General features: G+C 71.8%; 16 protein-coding genes. 11 read left to right on the top strand and 5 right to left on the bottom strand.

Annotated elements, in window-relative coordinates:
• Position 1: 1 nt before the first annotated feature.
• Entirely contained in the window at positions 2–1,003 is a 1,002-nt protein-coding gene (locus ACFY2Z_RS37385; protein WP_390748454.1) for a LacI family DNA-binding transcriptional regulator, read from the bottom strand.
• 109 nt (positions 1,004–1,112) lie between these two features.
• Between ACFY2Z_RS37385 and ACFY2Z_RS37380 the strand changes: the two genes are divergently transcribed.
• Positions 1,113–2,267, top strand: coding sequence for a Gfo/Idh/MocA family protein (locus ACFY2Z_RS37380; RefSeq protein WP_390748453.1), 1,155 nt, complete (start codon positions 1,113–1,115; stop codon positions 2,265–2,267).
• A 34-nt stretch (positions 2,268–2,301) separates the two neighbouring features.
• Here ACFY2Z_RS37380 and ACFY2Z_RS37375 read toward each other — a convergent pair whose 3' ends face one another.
• The 4 genes from ACFY2Z_RS37375 to iolC form a co-directional block, all read right to left on the bottom strand.
• A complete protein-coding gene (locus ACFY2Z_RS37375) occupies positions 2,302–3,087 on the bottom strand; it encodes a GntR family transcriptional regulator (RefSeq protein WP_390748452.1) in 786 nt (261 codons plus the stop codon).
• 27 nt (positions 3,088–3,114) lie between these two features.
• A complete protein-coding gene (gene iolD / locus ACFY2Z_RS37370; protein ID WP_390748451.1) occupies positions 3,115–4,977 on the bottom strand; it encodes a 3D-(3,5/4)-trihydroxycyclohexane-1,2-dione acylhydrolase (decyclizing) in 1,863 nt (620 codons plus the stop codon).
• 114 nt (positions 4,978–5,091) lie between these two features.
• Positions 5,092–5,979: a deoxyribose-phosphate aldolase gene (locus ACFY2Z_RS37365; protein WP_390748450.1), complete on the bottom strand. Its 888-nt coding sequence runs from the start codon at positions 5,977–5,979 to the stop codon at positions 5,092–5,094.
• Between the two features lie 93 nt (positions 5,980–6,072).
• On the bottom strand, positions 6,073–7,029 hold the full coding sequence (gene iolC, locus ACFY2Z_RS37360) for a 5-dehydro-2-deoxygluconokinase (protein WP_390748449.1): 957 nt from the start codon (positions 7,027–7,029) through the stop codon (positions 6,073–6,075).
• Positions 7,030–7,355: 326 nt separating this feature from the next.
• Here iolC and ACFY2Z_RS37355 point away from each other — a divergent pair, with 326 nt between their 5' ends.
• The 10 genes from ACFY2Z_RS37355 to ACFY2Z_RS37310 all read left to right on the top strand — a co-directional run bounded on the left by ACFY2Z_RS37355 (position 7,356) and on the right by ACFY2Z_RS37310 (position 18,120).
• Positions 7,356–8,378, top strand: coding sequence for a sugar ABC transporter substrate-binding protein (locus ACFY2Z_RS37355; RefSeq protein ID WP_390748448.1), 1,023 nt, complete (start codon positions 7,356–7,358; stop codon positions 8,376–8,378).
• Positions 8,378–9,454, top strand: coding sequence for an ABC transporter permease (locus ACFY2Z_RS37350; RefSeq protein ID WP_390748447.1), 1,077 nt, complete (start codon positions 8,378–8,380; stop codon positions 9,452–9,454). Before ACFY2Z_RS37355 ends, ACFY2Z_RS37350 begins: the two co-directional genes overlap by 1 nt.
• 5 nt (positions 9,455–9,459) lie before the next feature.
• On the top strand, positions 9,460–10,362 hold the full coding sequence (locus ACFY2Z_RS37345; RefSeq protein WP_390748446.1) for an ATP-binding cassette domain-containing protein: 903 nt from the start codon (positions 9,460–9,462) through the stop codon (positions 10,360–10,362).
• Between the two features lies 1 nt (position 10,363).
• On the top strand, positions 10,364–11,266 hold the full coding sequence (locus ACFY2Z_RS37340; protein ID WP_390748445.1) for a sugar phosphate isomerase/epimerase family protein: 903 nt from the start codon (positions 10,364–10,366) through the stop codon (positions 11,264–11,266).
• Positions 11,267–11,290: 24 nt separating this feature from the next.
• Positions 11,291–12,310 carry a Gfo/Idh/MocA family protein gene (locus ACFY2Z_RS37335; RefSeq protein ID WP_390748444.1) on the top strand — a complete coding sequence of 340 codons (1,020 nt, stop codon included), beginning with the start codon at positions 11,291–11,293 and terminating at the stop codon, positions 12,308–12,310.
• 116 nt (positions 12,311–12,426) lie between these two features.
• On the top strand, positions 12,427–13,260 hold the full coding sequence (locus tag ACFY2Z_RS37330) for a M55 family metallopeptidase (protein WP_390748443.1): 834 nt from the start codon (positions 12,427–12,429) through the stop codon (positions 13,258–13,260).
• Complete coding sequence (locus ACFY2Z_RS37325) at positions 13,253–14,575, top strand: M20/M25/M40 family metallo-hydrolase (protein WP_390748442.1); 1,323 nt, start codon at positions 13,253–13,255, stop codon at positions 14,573–14,575. Before ACFY2Z_RS37330 ends, ACFY2Z_RS37325 begins: the two co-directional genes overlap by 8 nt.
• Positions 14,576–14,600: 25 nt before the next feature.
• The gene (locus ACFY2Z_RS37320; protein WP_390748441.1) at positions 14,601–16,583 is read left to right on the top strand and encodes an LpqB family beta-propeller domain-containing protein; all 1,983 of its coding nucleotides are present in this window, start codon (positions 14,601–14,603) and stop codon (positions 16,581–16,583) included.
• Positions 16,580–17,506: an LD-carboxypeptidase gene (locus ACFY2Z_RS37315; RefSeq protein WP_390748440.1), complete on the top strand. Its 927-nt coding sequence runs from the start codon at positions 16,580–16,582 to the stop codon at positions 17,504–17,506. Before ACFY2Z_RS37320 ends, ACFY2Z_RS37315 begins: the two co-directional genes overlap by 4 nt.
• Positions 17,507–17,568: 62 nt before the next feature.
• Complete coding sequence (locus ACFY2Z_RS37310) at positions 17,569–18,120, top strand: GNAT family N-acetyltransferase (protein WP_390748439.1); 552 nt, start codon at positions 17,569–17,571, stop codon at positions 18,118–18,120.
• Positions 18,121–18,210 lie beyond the last annotated feature (90 nt).

Below are 18,210 nucleotides of genomic sequence, written 5' to 3'. Positions count from 1 at the left end.
TTCAGGGCCGCACCGCTCGGTGCGGTGCGGCCGTGGTCCCCCGTATCTCCAACGAGGGTGTGGTGAGCACCAGTTCGGCGGGGCGGGCGGGCTCGGCGAGACGGTCGAGCAGACATTGGGCGGCGCGGCGGCCGACATCGTGGCTGCCGTTGTCCACCGTGGTCAGCCACAGGTGCCGGAGACGGGAGACATAGGTGTTGTCGTAGCCGACGACGGACAGGTCACGGGGCACCCGGAGGCCGAGCTGCTCGGCCGCCGAGAGGGCGCCGACACACGCCATGTCGTTGAACGCGAATACGGCGGTGGGGCGTTCGCGGGCCGCCAGTACGCGGACCGCGGCCCGGTAGCCGCCCTCCTCCGTGAGGTCGCCCCGCTCCACCACCGCCGTGTCCGCCAGGCCGTGTTCGCGCATGACCGTCTCGAAGCCGCGCCGGCGCAGTTCCCCGACCACCCCCTGCCCGGCGATGTGCGCGATCCGCCGGTGACCGAGGCCGACGAGGTGCTCGGTGGCGAGCCGGGCGCCGTGTTCGTCGTCGCCCGCGACGATGTCCACCGCGGGCAGCTCGGGCTCGCGGGCCCCCGCGACCACGGTGGGAATCCGCGCCGCCGCCGTCCTCAGCGTCTCGGTGCCCACGGCGATCAGACCGTCGACCCCGAGGTCCGTGAACGTGCGGGGGAGGTCCTCGCCGAGGCGCCGGCCGAGTCGGACGTCCGCCATCAGCATGCGCAGCCCGGCGTCGTGCAGCCGGGAGTTGAGACCGTCGAGCAGCTCCACGAACCAGGGGTTGCGCATGTCGTTCAGCAGCACGCCCACCGTGCGGGTGCGCCGCTCACTGAGGCTGCGCGCGGCGGCGTTGGGCCGGTAGCCCAGCTCCTCCACGGCCGCCAGCACGGCCTGCCGCTTCTCGGGACGCACCTGGTCGGAGCCGCGCAGCACCAGGGAGACCAGCGATTTCGACACTCCGGCCCGCTCGGCCACATCGCGGATCGTCGGCGGTCTCATGTCTGGACCGTTCCATACGGCCCAGACCCTTGTCAAAGGATTGACAACTGCCGGAACGAGTCGCAGTGTGGGCCCGGCAGGCTCTGGACCGGTCCAAAGAGGGGCAGTCATGGTGAGTACGCTCGGTGTCGCCGTCGTGGGGTTCGGCTGGATGGGACGGGTGCACACCCAGGCGTACGTCCGTCTGCCGCACCACTTCCCGCAACTGTCCCTGCGGCCGGAACTGATCGCCGTGGCCGACGAGGTGCCGGGCCGCGCCGAGGAGGCCGCCGAGCGGTACGGCTTCGCCGGCGCGGTGCGCGACTGGCGGCAGATCGCCGCCGACCCCCGTGTCCAGGCGGTGAGCATCGCCGCGCCGAACTTCCTGCACCGGGAGATCGGCGTCGCCATGGCCGAGGCGGGCAAGCACATCTGGATCGAGAAGCCGGTCGGACTGGGCGTCGAGGACGCCCGCGCGGTCGCGGACGCCGTCGCCAAGGCCGGTGTCCAGGGCACGGTCGGCTTCAACTACCGCAACGCACCGGCCGTCGAGGCCGCCCGCGAGCTGATCGCCTCCGGCGGCATCGGCATCGTCACCCATGTCCGCATCCGCCTCTTCAGCGACTACGCCGCCCACCCCGAGTCCGCGCTGACCTGGCGGTACGAGCGTGCGCGGGGCGGCAGCGGAGTCCTCGGCGACCTCGCCTCGCACGGTGTGGACCTGGCCCGCTTCCTGCTGGGCGAGATCGCGTCGCTGACCGCCGACACCGCCGTCTTCATCCCCGACCGGGCCCGTCCCGCCGGCGCCACCGCGGGCCACACGCGCGCGGCGGGCGGCGAGCCGGGTCCGGTGGAGAACGAGGACTACGTCAACTGCCTGCTGCGCTTCGCCTCCGGAGCCCGTGGCGTCCTGGAGGCGAGCCGGGTCGCCGTCGGCGAGCAGAACAGCTACGGGTTCGAGGTGCACGGCACCGAGGGCGCGGTCTTCTGGGACTTCCGGCGCATGGGCGAACTCGGCGTCAGCCGCGGCACGGCCTTCCAGGACCAGCCCGTCAGTACCCTCTACGTCGGCCCGGGCCACGGCGAGTACGCCGCCTTCCAGCCGGGATCCGCCAACGCCATGGGCTACGACGACCTGAAGGTCATCGAGGCGTACCACTTCCTGCGCTCGGTCGCCGAGGGCACGGCGCACGGCCCCACCCTCGACGACGCCGTACGCGGCGCCGCCGCCCTGGACGCCATGAGCCGCTCCGCGCGCCGGGGCACCTGGGTGGAGTTGGGCTGACCCGAGGGAGGGCAGTGCGCCGAGCGCGGACGGCTCAGGGGCGGACGAGCAGCTGGAAGTCGAAGGCGTAGCGCGAGGCGCGGTAGATGTGGGTGCCGTACTCGACCGCGCGGCCCGTGTCGTCGTAGGCCGTGCGTCGCATGGTCAGCAGGGCGGCCCCCTCCGGCTCGCCCAGCAGTTCCGCCTCCCCGGTGGTGGCGCGGCGGGCGCCGACGGACTGCCGGGCGCTGCGCAGGATGATGCCGGCGCCGCGCATCATCCGGTACAGGCCCGTCGCCTCCAGCCGGTCGGTGTCGAAGTCCATCATGTCTGTCGGTACGTAGTTGGACAGGAACGCCATCGGCTGGCCATGGGCGAGCCGGAGCCGCTGAAGATGGTGCACATCGGCGCCTTCCGCGATGTTGAGGGCGGCCGCGACCTCGGCGGACGCCTGTTCCACCGCCGAGCGCACCACCCGCGTCGCGGGCTTCTGACCGGCGGCCTCCAGATCGTCGTAGAGGCTGCTCAGCTCCAGGGGCCGCTTGACCTGGCTGTGCACCACCTGGGTGCCCACGCCCCGGCGGCGGACCATCAGCCCCTTGTCGACCAGGGACTGGATGGCCTGACGGACCGTCGGACGGGACAGGCCGAGCCGCGCGGCGAGGTCCACCTCGTTGCCCAGCAGGCTGCCCGGACCCAGCGCGCCGTGCTCGATCGCCGCCTCCAACTGCTGGGCCAGCTGGTAGTAGAGCGGAACCGGACTGCTGCGGTCGAGGGTGAAGTCGAGGGCCGTGGGCGAGGCGGGGGCCGCGCCCGGCTGCTTGACGGAATCCTTTGTCATGGCCTGTCCTGACGCGTGGCGGGGGAGTCAGAGGTGGTGGCGGCGGTCGGCGGCCCGCCGGTCGTATCGCTCGCGGGCGGCTCGGGCGGCCTCGCGCGAGGCGACCTCGGCGACCGGCACGTCCCACCACGCCTCGGCGGGCGGGGCGGCCGGTGCGGGATCGGTCTCCACATAGACGCAGGTGGGCCGGTCGGACGCGCGTGCCGCGGCCAGGGCGTCGCGCAGCTCCCGTACGGTCTTGGCGCGCAGGACGTCCATGCCGAGGCTGGCGGCGTTGCCGGCCAGGTCCACGGGAAGCGGGGCCCCGGTGAAGGTCCCGTCGGTGGACCGGTAGCGGTAGGCGGTGCCGAAGCGCTCGCCGCCGGTCTCCTCGGAGAGGCCGCCGATGGAGGCGTAGCCGTGGTTCTGGACGAGGATCAGATTGACGGGCAGGCCCTCCTGGACCGCGGTGACGATCTCGGTGGGCATCATCAGATAGGTGCCGTCACCGACCAGGGACCACACCGGAACGCCGGGCGCGGCCTGCTGGACGCCGATCCCGGCCGGGATCTCGTAGCCCATGCAGGAGTAGCCGTACTCCAGGTGGTACTGATGCGGCGAGCGGGCCCGCCACAGCTTGTGCAGATCGCCGGGGAGCGAGCCGGCCGCGTTGATCACCACGTCGTCGTCCCCGACCACGGAGTCCAGCGCGCCGAGGACCTGGGTCTGCGTCGGCACGGCGTTCTCGTCGTCCGCCCGGTAGGCGGCCTCGACCACCCGCTCCCAGCGCTCCTTGCCCGCCCGGTACTCGGCCTCGTAGGACTCGCTCACCCGATGGCCCGACAGGCCATCCGCGAGCGCTTCCAGGCCGCTGCGCGCATCGGCCACCAGGGTGCGGGCCGCCAGTTTGTGGGCGTCGAAGGCGGTGATGTTGAGATTGACGAACCGCACGCCTGGGCGCTGGAACAGCGTGTGGGAGGCGGTGGTGAAGTCGCTGTAGCGGGTGCCGACACCGATGACCAGGTCGGCGGTGCGGGCGACGGCGTCGCAGACGGCGGTGCCGGTGTGGCCGATGCCGCCGAGGTCCGCGGGGTGGTCGTGACGCAGCGAGCCCTTGCCCGCCTGGGTGGACGCGACCGGGATGCCCGTGGCGTCGGCGAGCGCCTTGAGCGCCCCCTCGGCCTCGCTGTGGTGGACGCCGCCGCCCGCCACGATCAGCGGACGCCCGGCGGCGCGCACCGCGCTTACGGCCTCGGCGAGTTCGACCCGGTCGGGCACGGGACGGCGTACGCGCCACACGCGTTCGGCGAAGAACTCCGCCGGCCAGTCGTGGGCCTCCGCCTGGACGTCCTGCGGCAGGGCGAGGGTGACCGCGCCGGTCTCGGCCGGGTCGCTCAGCACCCGCATGGCGTTGAGGGCGGACGGGATCAGCATCTCCGGACGCGTGATCCGGTCGAAGTAGCGGGAGACCGGGCGCAGGGAGTCGTTGACGGACACGTCCGCCTCCACCGGGTGCTCCAGCTGTTGCAGCAGCGGGTCGGCGGGGTGGGTGGCGAAGTAGTCGCCGGGGAGCAGCAGCACCGGCAGGCGGTTGATCGTCGCCAGCGCGGCGCCGGTGACGAGGTTCGTGGCTCCGGGGCCGATGGAGGTGGTGACCGCCTGCGTGGACAGCCGGTTGCGCCGGCGGGCGAAGCCGACGGCCGCGTGCACCATGGCCTGTTCGTTGCGGCCCTGGTGGAAGGGCATCGTGTCCTCGCCGGCCTCCAGCAGCGCCTGGCCGACGCCGGCGACATTGCCGTGCCCGAAGATGCCCCAGGTGCCGGCGATCAGCCGGTGCCGGGCGCCGTCGCGCTCGGTGTACTGCGCGGACAGGAACTGCACCAGCGCCTGGGCGACGGTCAGGCGGCGCACGGACTGAGTGGGGTGGCTGTGGCTCAACGGGACCTCACAGGGACGGGTTTCTCTCGCGGGGGCTTCACGGGGCGGGAGCGGTACGGCAGGCGCCGGGGCCGTACGGCGGTGGTGTCACAGCAGGCCGACCGCGGTGTCCACCGCGCTCTCCACGTCGCCCTCGGCGGGATACAGCAGGGACCGCCCGACGACCAGGCCCTGGACGGTGGGCAGTCGCAGGGCTTTGCGCCATCTCTCGTACGCCGCCTCCTGGTCCCTGCCGTCCCTGCCGACCTCGCCGCCGAGCAGCACGGCGGGCAGCGTGGACGCCTCCAGGGCCTGGGCCATGTCGTCGGCGTCGGCGGTGACGGGGAGCTTGAGCCAGGTGTAGGCGGAGGTGCCGCCGAGGCCCGAGGCTATGGCGATGGACCGGGTGACGGCCTCGGTGCTCAGGTCGTTGCGCACCCGGCCGTCGACGCGGTGCGCCATGAACGGCTCGATGAACAGCGGCAGTCGGCGCGCGGCCATGGCGTCGACGGCCCGGGCGGCGGACTCCAGGGTCGCGAGGGAGCCCGGGTCGTCGTAGTCGATGCGCAGCAGCAGCTTTCCGGCGTCGAAGTGGAGCCGTTCGATGTCCTCGGGGCGGTGGCCGGTGAAGCGGTCGTCCATCTCGAAGGACGCTCCCGCGAGGCCGCCGCGGTTCATGGAGCCCATGACCACCTTGCCGTCGAGGACGCCGAGGAGCAGCAGGTCCTCCAGGATGTCCGCAGTGGCCAGCACCCCGTCCACACCGGGCCGGGACAGCGCGATGCACAGGCGTTCCAGCAGATCCGCGCGGTCCGCCATGGCCAGAGGGCGGTCGCCGACGCCGAGCGCGCCACGGGCCGGGTGGTCGGCGGCCACGATCATCAGGCGGCCGCCGTCGCCGATCAGCGGGCGGCGGGCGCGGCGTGCGGCGGCTTCGGCGATGGCCTCGGGGTGCCGGGCGCGCACCGTGGCCAGGTCGGTGATGCTGATGGTCAAGACAGGCTCCGTTCAGGGGGGTGGCGGCGGTCGGCCGGGGCGGGCGGCCCGGGCGCGGCGGCCGACCGTGGGGAGGGGCCCTCGGCAGGGCGGTCAGCCACCCGCGAGGAGGGCGGCGACCTCCGGCTCGGTGGGCATCGCGGAGGAGCAGGCGAGCCGGGAGGCGACGAGCGCCCCGGCCGCGTTGGCGTGGCGGACGGTCCGCTCCAGCGGCCAGCCGGAGAGCATCCCGTGGCAGAGCGAGCCGCCGAAGGCGTCCCCGGCGCCGAGCCCGTTGACGACCTCGACGGGTACGGGCGGCACCTCCGCCGTCCTACCGTCCCGGTGCACGGCGAGCACCCCCTCGGGTCCCTGCTTGACGACCGCGAGTTCCACCCCGGCGGCCAGCAGTGCCTGGGCGCAGGCCCGTGGTTCGCGCACTCCGGTGGCGATCTCGCACTCGTCGAGGTTGCCGACGGCGACGGTGGCGTGCCGCAGGGCCTCGGCGTAGTAAGGACGGGCGGTCTCGGGGTCGGCCCAGAACATGGGGCGCCAGTCGAGGTCGAAGACGGTGGTGCCGGCCTTGTCGCGGGCCTTGAGGGCGGCGAGGGTGGCCGAGCGGCTGGGTTCCTCGCTCAGACCCGTGCCGGTGATCCAGAAGATACGGGCCGAGCGGATGGCCGAGAAGTCCAGCTCGTCGGCGTGGATCTCCAGATCGGGGGCCTTGGGCCGGCGGTAGAAGTAGAGGGGGAAGTCGTCCGGCGGGAAGATCTCGCAGAAGGTGACCGGGGTCGGATAGGCGTCCACGGGAGTGACGAACCGGTCGTCGACGCCGAACTCCTTCAGCTGCTGGTGCAGATAGGTGCCGAAGGGATCGTCGCCGGTCCGGGTGATCACCGCGGTGCTGCGTCCGAGGCGGGCTGCCGCCACCGCGACGTTGGCCGCCGAGCCGCCGAGAAACTTTCCGAACGACTCGACCTCGGGAAGCGGCACACCGGTCTGCAGTGGGTAGAGATCGACCCCGATGCGTCCCATGGTGATCAGATCGAAACAGTCGGCGGGCTCGGGCATGCGCGTCGCTCCTCGTGCGGGGGGTGCGGGCCGTCGAGCTCCGGAAGGTGGAGCATCCCGGGCCCGGACGCCTCTCAGGTGTAGGCCGCGGGCCGATCCGCTGTCAATACTTTGTACTTACATTCGGACCTGCTTCTGAAATAATGTCTTAACAAAGTATTGACAGGCGGGTACGGCAGGGGTTTGTATCCCGTCCCAGCGAAACCGCCGGTTCACCCGCAAACCCGGCTCGGACACCTGTCCGGGCCCGCGTGGGGCCCTGGCCCGGCGCCGTCCCTCTCCTTCTCCGTTCCCCGTCCCCGGCCGCACAGTGAGGTGCAGGACAGATGGACCGCACGTTCCACCCCCGCCGCTCCCGCAGAATCGCCCCCCTCGTCGCGCTGGCCGCGGCGTCCGCGCTGCTCGTCGCCGGCTGCTCCAGCAGCTCGGGCGGCAAGAAGGCGGAGGAGAAGAGTTCCGGAGCCGCCGCGGGCAAGGCCACCACTCCCCGGATGACGGTCGCGCTCGTCACCCACCAGGCACCGGGCGACACCTTCTGGGACATCGTCCGCAAGGGCGCCGAGGCGGCAGCGGCCAAGGACAACATCAAGCTCGTCTACTCCAGCGACCCGAACGCGGGCAACCAGGCCAACCTGGTGCAGAACGCCATCGACCAGAAGGTCGACGGCATCGCGATCACCCTCGCCAAGCCGGACGCCATGAAGGACGTCGTGGGCAAGGCGACCCAGGCGGGCATACCGGTGGTCGGCCTCAACTCCGGGGTGAGCGACTGGAAGAAGCTGGGACTGCTGGAGTTCTTCGGGCAGGACGAGGGCGTGGCGGGAGAGGCGTTCGGCAAGAAGCTGAACGAGGTCGGCGCGAAGAACGCCGTCTGTGTCATCCAGGAGCAGGGCAACGTCGGGCTCACCCAGCGCTGTGACGGGGTCAAGAAGACCTTCAGCGGCAAGACGCAGATCCTCTACGTCAACGGCACCGACATGCCGTCCGTGAAGTCGACGATCACCGCCAAGCTCAAGCAGGACAGCTCCATCGACTACGTGGTCACGCTCGGCGCGCCGTACGCCCTGACCGCGGTGCAGTCGGTGGGCGACGCGGGCAGCAAGGCGAAGGTCGCCACCTTCGACCTCAACAAGGACCTCACCAACGCCGTCCAGAAGGGCGACATCCAGTTCGCCGTCGACCAGCAGCCCTACCTCCAGGGCTATCTGGCGGTCGACTCCCTGTGGCTCGAGAAGAACAACGGCAACTACAGCGGTGGCGGCGAACAGCCCGTGCTGACCGGCCCGGCCTTCGTCGACAAGTCCAACGTCGGCGCCGTCGCGGCGTTCGCCGCGAAGGGCACGAGGTGATGAGCATGAGTCAGCAGGCTGCGCCGGCGGTGCCCGCACCGCCGGCCTCCGGCCCCGAGGAGCGTGACGGCCGGACCGTACGGCGATCCCTCGTGCTCCGGCTGCTCGCCCGGCCCGAGGTCGGCGTCTTCCTCGGCGCCGTCGCGGTGTTCGTGTTCTTCTTCGTCGCGGCACCGACGTTCCGCACGGGCAGTGCGATGGCCACGGTGCTCTACCAGTCGTCGACCATCGGGATCATGGCGCTCCCGGTGGCGCTGCTGATGATCGGCGGCGAGTTCGACCTGTCGTCCGGCGTGGCGGTGATCAGCTCCGCGCTGACCGCGAGCATGGTGAGCTATCAACTGACCATGAACGTGTGGGTGGGCGTGATCGTCGCCCTCGTGGTCTCGCTCGCGATCGGGGCGTTCAACGGCTGGATGGTGATGCGCACCGGACTGCCGAGCTTCCTGATCACCCTCGGCACCTTCCTCGGTCTGCAGGGCATCAACCTCGCGGTCACCAAGCTGGTCACCGGCAACGTCGCCACCGACGACATCAGCGACATGGACGGCTTCCAGCAGGCCAAGGCGGTCTTCGCCTCCTCCTTCACCGTCGGCGGAGTCCAGTTCAAAATCACCGTCCTGTGGTGGCTGGCCTTCGCGGCCCTCGCGACCTGGGTCCTGCTGCGCACCAAGTACGGCAACTGGATCTTCGCGGTGGGCGGCGACCAGGACAGCGCACGGGCCGTCGGCGTGCCCGTGAAGTTCACCAAGATCACCCTGTTCATGCTGGTCGGCTTCGGCTCCTGGTTCGTGGGCATGCACCAGCTGTTCGCCTTCAACACCGTGCAGTCCGGCGAGGGCGTCGGCCAGGAACTGATCTACATCGCCGCGGCCGTCATCGGCGGCTGTCTCCTCACCGGCGGCTACGGCTCCGCGATCGGCCCGGTCTTCGGCGCGTTCATGTTCGGCATGGTCAGCCAGGGCATCGTCTACGCCGGCTGGAACCCCGACTGGTTCAAGGCGTTCCTCGGCGTGATGCTCCTCGGCGCCACCCTCATCAATCTGTGGGTCCGCCAGTCGGCGACCCGGAGGTGATCCCCATGACCCAAGCCGAACTCGGCAACCAGCACGACACGCCGGCCCCGGCCGACCGGGCCCCCCTCGTCGAACTGCGCGGCGCGGGCAAGTCGTACGGGAACATCCGCGCCCTGCACGGCGTCGACCTCACAGTCCACCCCGGAACCGTCACCTGCGTCCTCGGCGACAACGGCGCCGGCAAATCCACCCTCATCAAAATCATCTCCGGCCTCCACCAGCACACCGAGGGCGACTTCCTCGTCGACGGGCAGCCGGTGCGCTTCACCACCCCGCGCGAGGCACTCGACCGCGGCATCGCCACGGTCTACCAGGACCTGGCGACCGTCCCCCTGATGCCCGTATGGCGGAACTTCTTCCTCGGCTCCGAGATGACCAAGGGCCCCTGGCCGATCCGCCGCCTGGACATCGCCCGGATGAAGAAGACCGCGGACGACGAACTGCGCGACATGGGCATCGTCCTGGACGACCTGGAACAGCCCATCGGCACCCTCTCCGGCGGCCAGCGCCAGTGCGTGGCCATCGCCCGCGCCGTCTACTTCGGCGCCCGCGTCCTCATCCTGGACGAGCCCACCGCCGCGCTCGGCGTCAAGCAGTCGGGTGTCGTGCTGAAGTACATCGCCGCCGCCCGCGAACGCGGCCTGGGCGTCATCTTCATCACCCACAACCCCCACCACGCCTATATGGTCGGCGACCACTTCAGCGTGCTGCGCCTCGGCACCATGGAACTGTCCGCCGACCGCAGCGAGGTCACCCTCGAGGAACTGACCAACCACATGGCCGGCGGCGCCGAACTCGCCGCCCTCAAGCACGAGCTGGCACAGGTGGGCGGCGTCGACGTCGAGGGGCTCCCCGAGGCGGCGGACCTCCAGGCGCCCGTGACGGCAACTCCCGAAGGGAACTCCTGACATGACCCCTGCCCTGGACCGCATCCGGGTCGGCTCGGCGCCGGACTCCTGGGGCGTCTGGTTCCCCGACGACCCGCAGCAGGTGCCCTGGGAACGCTTCCTCGACGAGGTCGCCGAGGCCGGCTACTCCTGGATCGAGCTCGGCCCCTACGGCTATCTGCCGACCGACCCGGCGCGGCTCACCGACGAGGTGGACAAGCGGAACCTGAAGGTGTCGGCGGGAACCGTCTTCACCGCGCTGCACCGCGGTCCGGCCGTCTGGGAGTCCACCTGGGAGCACGTCGGGCAGGTCGCCGCGCTCACCCAGGCGATGGGCGCCCGGCATCTGGTCGTCATCCCCTCCTTCTGGCGGGACGACAAGACCGCTGAGATCATCGAACCGTCCGAGCTGACCGCCGAGCAGTGGACGCACCTCACCCAGGGCATGGAGCGGCTCGGCCGCGAGGTCAGGGAGACCTACGGCCTCGACATCGTCGTCCACCCGCACGCCGACACCCACATCGACACCGACGTGCACGTCGAGCGCTTCCTCGACTCGACCGACCGGGACCTCGTCAACCTCTGCCTGGACACCGGGCACTACGCCTACTGCGGCGGCGACAGCGTCAAGCTCATCGAGACCTACGGCGAACGCATCGGCTATCTGCACCTCAAGCAGGTCGACCCGGAGATCCTCGCCGACGTCGTGCGGGGCGGGGTGCCCTTCGGGCCCGCCGTGCAGCGCGGGGTGATGTGCGAACCCCCGACCGGTGTGCCCGCACTGGAGCCGGTCCTCGCCGCCGCCCAGGGCCTCGGCGTCGACCTCTTCGCCGTCGTCGAGCAGGACATGTATCCCTGCCCGCCGGACAAGCCACTGCCCATCGCCGTCCGCACCCGTGCGTTCCTCCGCTCCTGCGGTGCCTGACCCCGGAAGGGACGACCAACCACCATGACCCAGCGTGGAACGCTCGGTGTCGCCGTCATCGGCACCGGGCGGATGGGGGCCGACCATGTGCGCCGCCTCAGCGAGGTGACGAGCGGGGCGCGGGTGAGCGCCGTCGTGGACGTCGACGCGGAGCGCGCCAAGTCCGTCGCGGCCGGGGTCGAGGGCTGCACCGCCTACACCGACCCGGCCGCCGCCATGGCCGCGGACGACGTCGACGCCGTACTGATCGCCTCCCCTGGGGCCGCCCACGAGGCCGCACTCCTGACGGCGTTCGAGCGCGACCTGCCGGTGCTGTGCGAGAAGCCCCTCACCCCGGACGCGGCCTCCGCGCTCCGGATCCTGGAGGCCGAGCAGAAGCTGGGCCACCGGCGCGTCCAGGTCGGCTTCATGCGGCGCTACGACACCGAGTACCTCAAGCTCAAGGCGCTGCTGGACAGCGGCAGGCTGGGCCGGCCGCTGATGCTGCACAACCGGCACCGCAACGCGGCCAGCCCGCCCGGCTTCACCGACGCGATGCTCGTCAACGACTCGGTCGTGCACGAGATGGATGTGACGCGCTGGCTGCTCGGCCAGGAGATCACGGCGGTGACGGCACTGCGCCCCACACCGTCCCCCAACGCCCCGGAGGGCCTCGCGGACCCCCAGTTCCTCGTCTTCGAGACGGACGGCGGCGCGCTCGTCGACGTCGAGATCTTCGTCAACTGCGGCTTCGGCTACCAGGTGCAGGCCGAGGCGGTCTGCGAGCGCGGCACCGCCCGGATCGGCGAGGAGCACGCCATGGTCCTCAACGAGGCGGGCCGCTGGGGCGGCGGCATCGCCCAGGACTTCGTGGAACGTTTCGCGCAGGCGTACGACCACGAGGTGCAGACGTGGGTCGACGCCACCCGGCGCGGCGAGGTCACCGGCCCGAGCACCTGGGACGGCTACGTCGCGGCGGCGGTCTGCGAGGCGGGCGTCCGCGCCCAGCGGGAGGGCTGCCGCGCCGAGGTCGAACTCGTCGAACGCCCGGCGCTCTACCGCTGAACAGCCCAGGCCCCCGGCCGGACTCAGGCCGGGGGCCGCGGTGCGGGCAGCCGTGCCGCGGACACTTGTCCACAGGGCTGGTCACGCATCGTCACGAGCGCGTACGGTTTCGTGCCATGAAGATCCTCATCAGCGCCGACATGGAGGGCGCCACCGGTGTGACCTGGCCGGCTGACGTGCTGCCCGGGACGCCGCAATGGGAGCGGTGCCGGGCGATGTTCACCTCGGACGTGAACGCCGCGGTGCTCGGCTTCCTGGACGGCGGCGCCGACGAGGTGCTGATCAACGAGGCGCACTGGACCATGCGCAATCTGCTCCTGGAGCGGCTCGACGACCGGGCGCAGATGCTCACAGGCCGTCACAAGTCCCTGTCCATGGTGGAGGGCGTGCAGCACGGCGACGTGGACGGCATCGCGTTCGTCGGCTATCACGCGGGCGCCGGGATGGAAGGCGTGCTCGCGCACACCTACCTCGCCAACTCCGTCACCGGGGTCTGGCTGAACGACGTCCGCGCCAGCGAGGGCCTGCTGAACGCTCATGTCGTCGCCGAGTACGGCGTGCCCGTGATCCTGGTCACCGGCGACGACGTGGCCTGCGAGGACGCTCTCGGATACGCACCCGAGGCGCTCAAGGTCGCCGTCAAGGACCACGTCTCGCGGTACGCGGCCGTGTGCCGCACCCCCGCCAGAACCGCCGCCGACATCCGCGCCGCCGCCAAGGAGGCGGCAGCTCTCGCGGTGCGTCAGGAGCCGGCCCACGGCGGCCCGTTCACGGTGGCGCTGGAATTCGACGCCGAGCACCTCGCGATGGCCGCCACCGTCGTACCGGGCGTGGACCGTATCGGTGAGCGGAAGGTGGCCTACACGAGCGCCACCATGTACGAGGGCATCCGTACCTTCAAGGCGGTCACCACGATCGTCTCGGCCGCGGTGGAGGAGCAGTATGGCTGACCAGCAGGCACTCGACGAGGTCGTGCGCTTCACCTCGGACCTCATCCGTATCGACACCACCAACCGCGGCGGCGGCGACTGCCGGGAGCGGCCCGCCGCCGAGTACGCGGCGGCGCGACTGGCCGAAGCGGGCCTGGAACCCACGCTCCTGGAGCGCACCGAGGGCCGGACGAACGTCGTCGCCCGGATCGAGGGCACCGACCCGTCCGCGGACGCGCTGCTCGTCCACGGTCACCTCGACGTGGTGCCCGCCGAGGTCGCCGACTGGAGTGTCCACCCGTTCTCCGGTGAGGTGCGCGACGGTGTCGTCTGGGGTCGCGGCGCGGTCGACATGAAGAACATGGACGCGATGATCCTCGCGGTTCTGGGGGCCTGGGCGCGCGCGGGCGTGCGCCCCCGCCGCGACCTCGTCATCGCGTTCACCGCAGACGAGGAGGCGAGCGCCCAGGACGGCTCCGGGTTCCTGGCGGACCACCACGGGCACCTCTTCGAGGGGTGCACCGAGGGAATCAGCGAGTCCGGGGCGTTCACGTTCCACGACGGCAGCGGTCGGCGGATCTACCCCGTCGCGGCGGGAGAGCGCGGCACCGCCTGGCTCAAGCTCACCGCCCGCGGCCGCGCGGGCCACGGCTCCAAGCCCAACCGCAGCAACGCCGTCACCCGGCTCGCCGCCGCCGTGGCCCGGATCGGCGCCCACGAGTGGCCGCTGCGGCTCACCCCGACCGTGCGGGCCGCGCTCACCGAGCTCGCGGCCCTGTACGGCCTCGACGCAGACCTCGACGGCCTGGACGACCCCGCCGCCGTGGACGGTCTCCTGGAGAAGCTCGGCCCGGCCGCCGCGCTGGTCCGGCCGACCGTGCGCAACAGCGCCAACCCGACCATGCTGAACGCCGGTTACAAGGTCAATGTGATCCCGGGCGAGGCCGTCGCCCATGTCGACGGACGCTATCTGCCCGGCGGCGAGGACGAGTTCCGCACCACCCTCGACGAACTGACCGGGCCGGACGTGGACTGGGAGTTCGCCCATCGTGAGGTGGCCCTCCAGGCACCGGTGGACGCGCCGACGTTCGCCCGGATGCGTGCCGCGGTGGAGGAGTTCGCGCCGGAGGGGCATGTGGTGCCGTACTGCATGTCGGGCGGCACGGACGCCAAGCAGTTCTCCCGTCTCGGCATCACCGGTTACGGCTTCGCGCCGCTGAAGCTGCCGGAGGGCTTCGACTACCAGGCCCTCTTCCACGGCGTCGACGAACGTGTCCCCGTCGAGGCCCTGCACTTCGGCGTCCGCGTTCTCGACCGTTTTCTGCGGACGGCCTGAGAGGGATCGAAGGGGAGTGAGGGGAATGAGGGGAGTGAGGGAGATGGAGCAGGCCCTGCCCTACGGGGAATGGCCCTCGCCCATCGACGCGGGGCTCGCCGCCGCGCACGACGGGCAGCCGGAGTCGGTGGACTTCGTGGGGGATGAGGCGTGGTGGACCGAGCCGCGCCCCCTGGAAGGGGGCCGCCGCACCCTGGTACGGCGCACCGCGGACGGCACGGAGGAATCGGTGCTGCCCCCGCCGTGGAACGTGCGCAGCCGGGTCGTGGAGTACGGCGGACACCCCTGGGCCGGTGTCATGCGCCCCGAGGGCCCGCTGCTGGTCTTCGTCAACTTCGCGGACCAGCGGCTGTACGTGTACGAGCCGGCGGTGCCCGGCGACGGGCCGCGCCCGCTCACCCCCCTGTCGCCGGTGGGCGGCGGACTGCGCTGGGTCGACCCGCAGCTGCACATCGAGCGCGGCGAGGTCTGGTGCGTGCTGGAGGAGTTCACCGGCGAGGGGCCCTGCGACGTGCGCCGGGTGGCGGTCGCCGTACCCTTGGACGGCTCCGCGGCACAGGACCGGAAGGCCGTGCGCGAGCTCATCGAGGCGCGGCACCGCTTTGTCACCGGCCCCCGTCTCTCCCCGGACGGGCGGCGCGCGGCATGGATCGCCTGGGACCACCCGCGGATGCCGTGGGACGGTACCGAGCTGATCGTCGCCGAGGTGAGCGACGACGGGACGCTCCGGGAGCCGCGCACCGTCGCCGGTGGCCCGGAGGAGTCGGTCCCGCAGGCCGACTGGGCGGCCGACGGCTCCCTGCTGTACGCGTGCGACCGCAGCGGCTGGTGGAATCTGTACCGGGACGGCGTGCCGCTGTGCCCCCGCGAGGAGGAGTTCGCCGGGCCGCTGTGGAAGGTCGGCATGCGGTGGTTCGCGCCGCTGGAGAGCGGGCTGATCGCGGTTCTGCACGGCCGGGGCGCGAGCCGGCTCGGGATCCTCGACCCGGACCGCGGCGAGGTCGTCGACGCGGCCGGACCCTGGACCGAGTTCGTTGCCACGCTCGCCACGCACGGCAGCCGGATCATCGCCGTCGGCGCGAGCCCCCGCACCGCCCACGAGGTGGTCGAACTGGACGCCCGCACCGGCCGTGCCCGGGTCATCGGCGCCGCCCACGAGGACGCGGTGGACCCCGCCTACTACCCCGAGCCGCAGATCCGAACCTTCACCGGGCCGGACGGCCGTGAGATCCACGCCCATCTGTATCCGCCGCACCACCCCGGTCACACCGCGCCCGACGGCGAGCGGCCACCGTATGTGGTGTGGGCCCATGGCGGGCCCACCAGCCGCGTTCCGCTGGTCCTCGACCTGGAGATCGCCTACTTCACCTCGCGCGGCATCGGCGTCGTCGAGGTGAACTACGGCGGCTCGACCGGCTACGGACGCGAGTACCGCAACCGGCTGCGCGGACAGTGGGGCGTGGTCGACGTCGAGGACTGCGCGGCTGTCGCCACCGCCCTCGCCGACGAGGGCACCGCCGACCACGGGCGGCTCGCCGTGCGGGGCGGCAGCGCGGGCGGCTGGACCTCCGCGGTGTCCCTGACCTCGACGGACGTCTACGCCTGCGGCACGATCAGCTACCCCGTCCTCGACCTGAAGAGCTTCGGCTCGGGGGAGACCCACGACTTCGAGTCGCGGTATCTGGACTCCCTGGTGGGGCCCTACTCCGAGGTGCCCGACCGGTACGCCGAGCGCTCGCCCGTCGAGCATGCCGACCGGATCACGGTCCCCTTCCTGCTGCTCCAGGGGCTCGACGACCCCATCTGCCTGCCCGCCCAGTGCGAGCGGTTCCTCGCCCGGCTGGCGGGGCGGCGCATCCCACACGCCTACCTGACCTTCGAGGGCGAGGGTCACGGCTTTCGGCGGGCTGAGACCATGGTGCGTGCCCTGGAGGCCGAGCTGTCGCTGTACGCGCAGGTCTTCGGGCTGAACCCGCCCGGCATACCCACCCTGGAGCTCAGCGAATGATGCCGCTCGTACGGCCGTCCCGACTCGCCCCCGGTGCCCGTGTGGCCGTTGTCGCGCCCAGCGGGCCCGTGGTCGAGGAACGGCTCGCCGCAGGGCTCGACCTGTTGCGCGCCTGGGGACTGGACCCGGTCGTGGGCCCGCACGTCCTCGACCGGCACCCCGACTTCCCCTATCTCGCGGGCACGGACGCCGACCGGGCCGCCGACTTCCAGGCCGCGTGGTGCGACCCGGACATCGCCGCGGTCCTGTGCGCCCGCGGCGGATACGGGGCACAGCGCATGGTGGACCTGCTCGACTGGGACGCACTGCGGGCCGCAGGGCCCAAGGTGCTGGTCGGCTTCAGCGACATCACCGCGCTGCACGAGGCCTTCGCGGTCCGCCTCGGCCTGGCGACCCTGCACGGGCCGATGGTGTCGGCTCTGGACTTCCTGAAGAACGAGCGGGCGCAGCAGCATCTGCGGGCCACGCTCTTCGAGCCGGAGTCCGTGACGACGATCCGCGCGAGCGGCGGGACGGCGCTCGTGCCCGGGCGCGCGCGGGGGGTCACCCTCGGCGGCTGTCTGAGCTTGCTCGGGGCCGAACTGGGCACCCCGCACGCCCGGTCCGGCGCCCGGGGCGGCCTGCTGATGATCGAGGACATCGGCGAGGAGGCGTACCGCGTCGACCGGGCCCTCACCCAGCTGCTGCGCTCCGGCGGGCTCGACGGGGTGGCCGGGATCGCGCTCGGGTCCTGGAAGGAGTGCGGCTCCTACGCACTGCTGCGGCGGGTCCTCGCCGACCGGCTCGGCGGACTGGGGGTACCGGTGGTCGAGGAGTTCGGCTTCGGGCACTGCGACGGCGCGCTGACGATCCCGTTCGGCGTGGCGGCCGAGCTGGACGCCGAGGCGGGGACGCTGACCCTGGACGAGCCGGCGCTGGCGTAGGTCCCCGGCCTGGGGTTCTCAGTACTCGGCGCGACGGCCTGCGGGTCACATAGGGTGGTGGTGTGCCTGTGAACCGTGCCTATCTCGCCGAGGGCCCCCGTGTGGGCATCCGCCCCTTCAGCCTTGAGGACGAGGCCGAATTCACCGCCAGGGCGCGGGAGAGCAAGGACCTGCACCACCCTTGGCTCTTCCCGCCGGACACCGAACGGGCCTACGCGGCCTACGCGGGCCGGCTGATCGACGACCCGGCGAAGGCCGGGTTCCTGGTGTGCGAGAAGGACAGCGGGGCCATCGCCGGGTTCATCAACATCAACAACATCGTCGAGGGCGGTTTCCTGTGCGGAGCACTCGGCTACGGCGCCTTCGCGCACGCGGCCGGCCGGGGACTGATGGCGGAGGCCCTCGGCCTGGTGGTGCGGCACGCGTTCGGGCCGATGGGACTGCACCGACTGGAGATCAACGCGCAGCCCGGCAACACCGCCTCGATCGCCCTGGCCCGGCGCTGCGGCTTCCGCCTCGAGGGCTTCTCACCGGACATGATCTACATCGACGGGGCCTGGCGCGACCACGAACGCTGGGCCATCACCGCCGAGATGGTCCGCAACACACCCTAGAGGGCTGATGAAGATCTTGGTGAGGGGCTGTCCGGCCGTAGGCCGGGCAGCCCCTGTTCGCTATGCGGTGGCCGGGGCGAGTTGCCAGCG

This window comes from Streptomyces sp. NPDC001222 (assembly GCF_042896945.1).
Classification (GTDB): Bacteria; Actinomycetota; Actinomycetes; order Streptomycetales; family Streptomycetaceae; genus Streptomyces; species Streptomyces gibsoniae.
The sequence above is the reverse complement of the archived record's forward strand: the minus strand, read 5'-3'. Positions and strand labels throughout refer to the sequence as shown.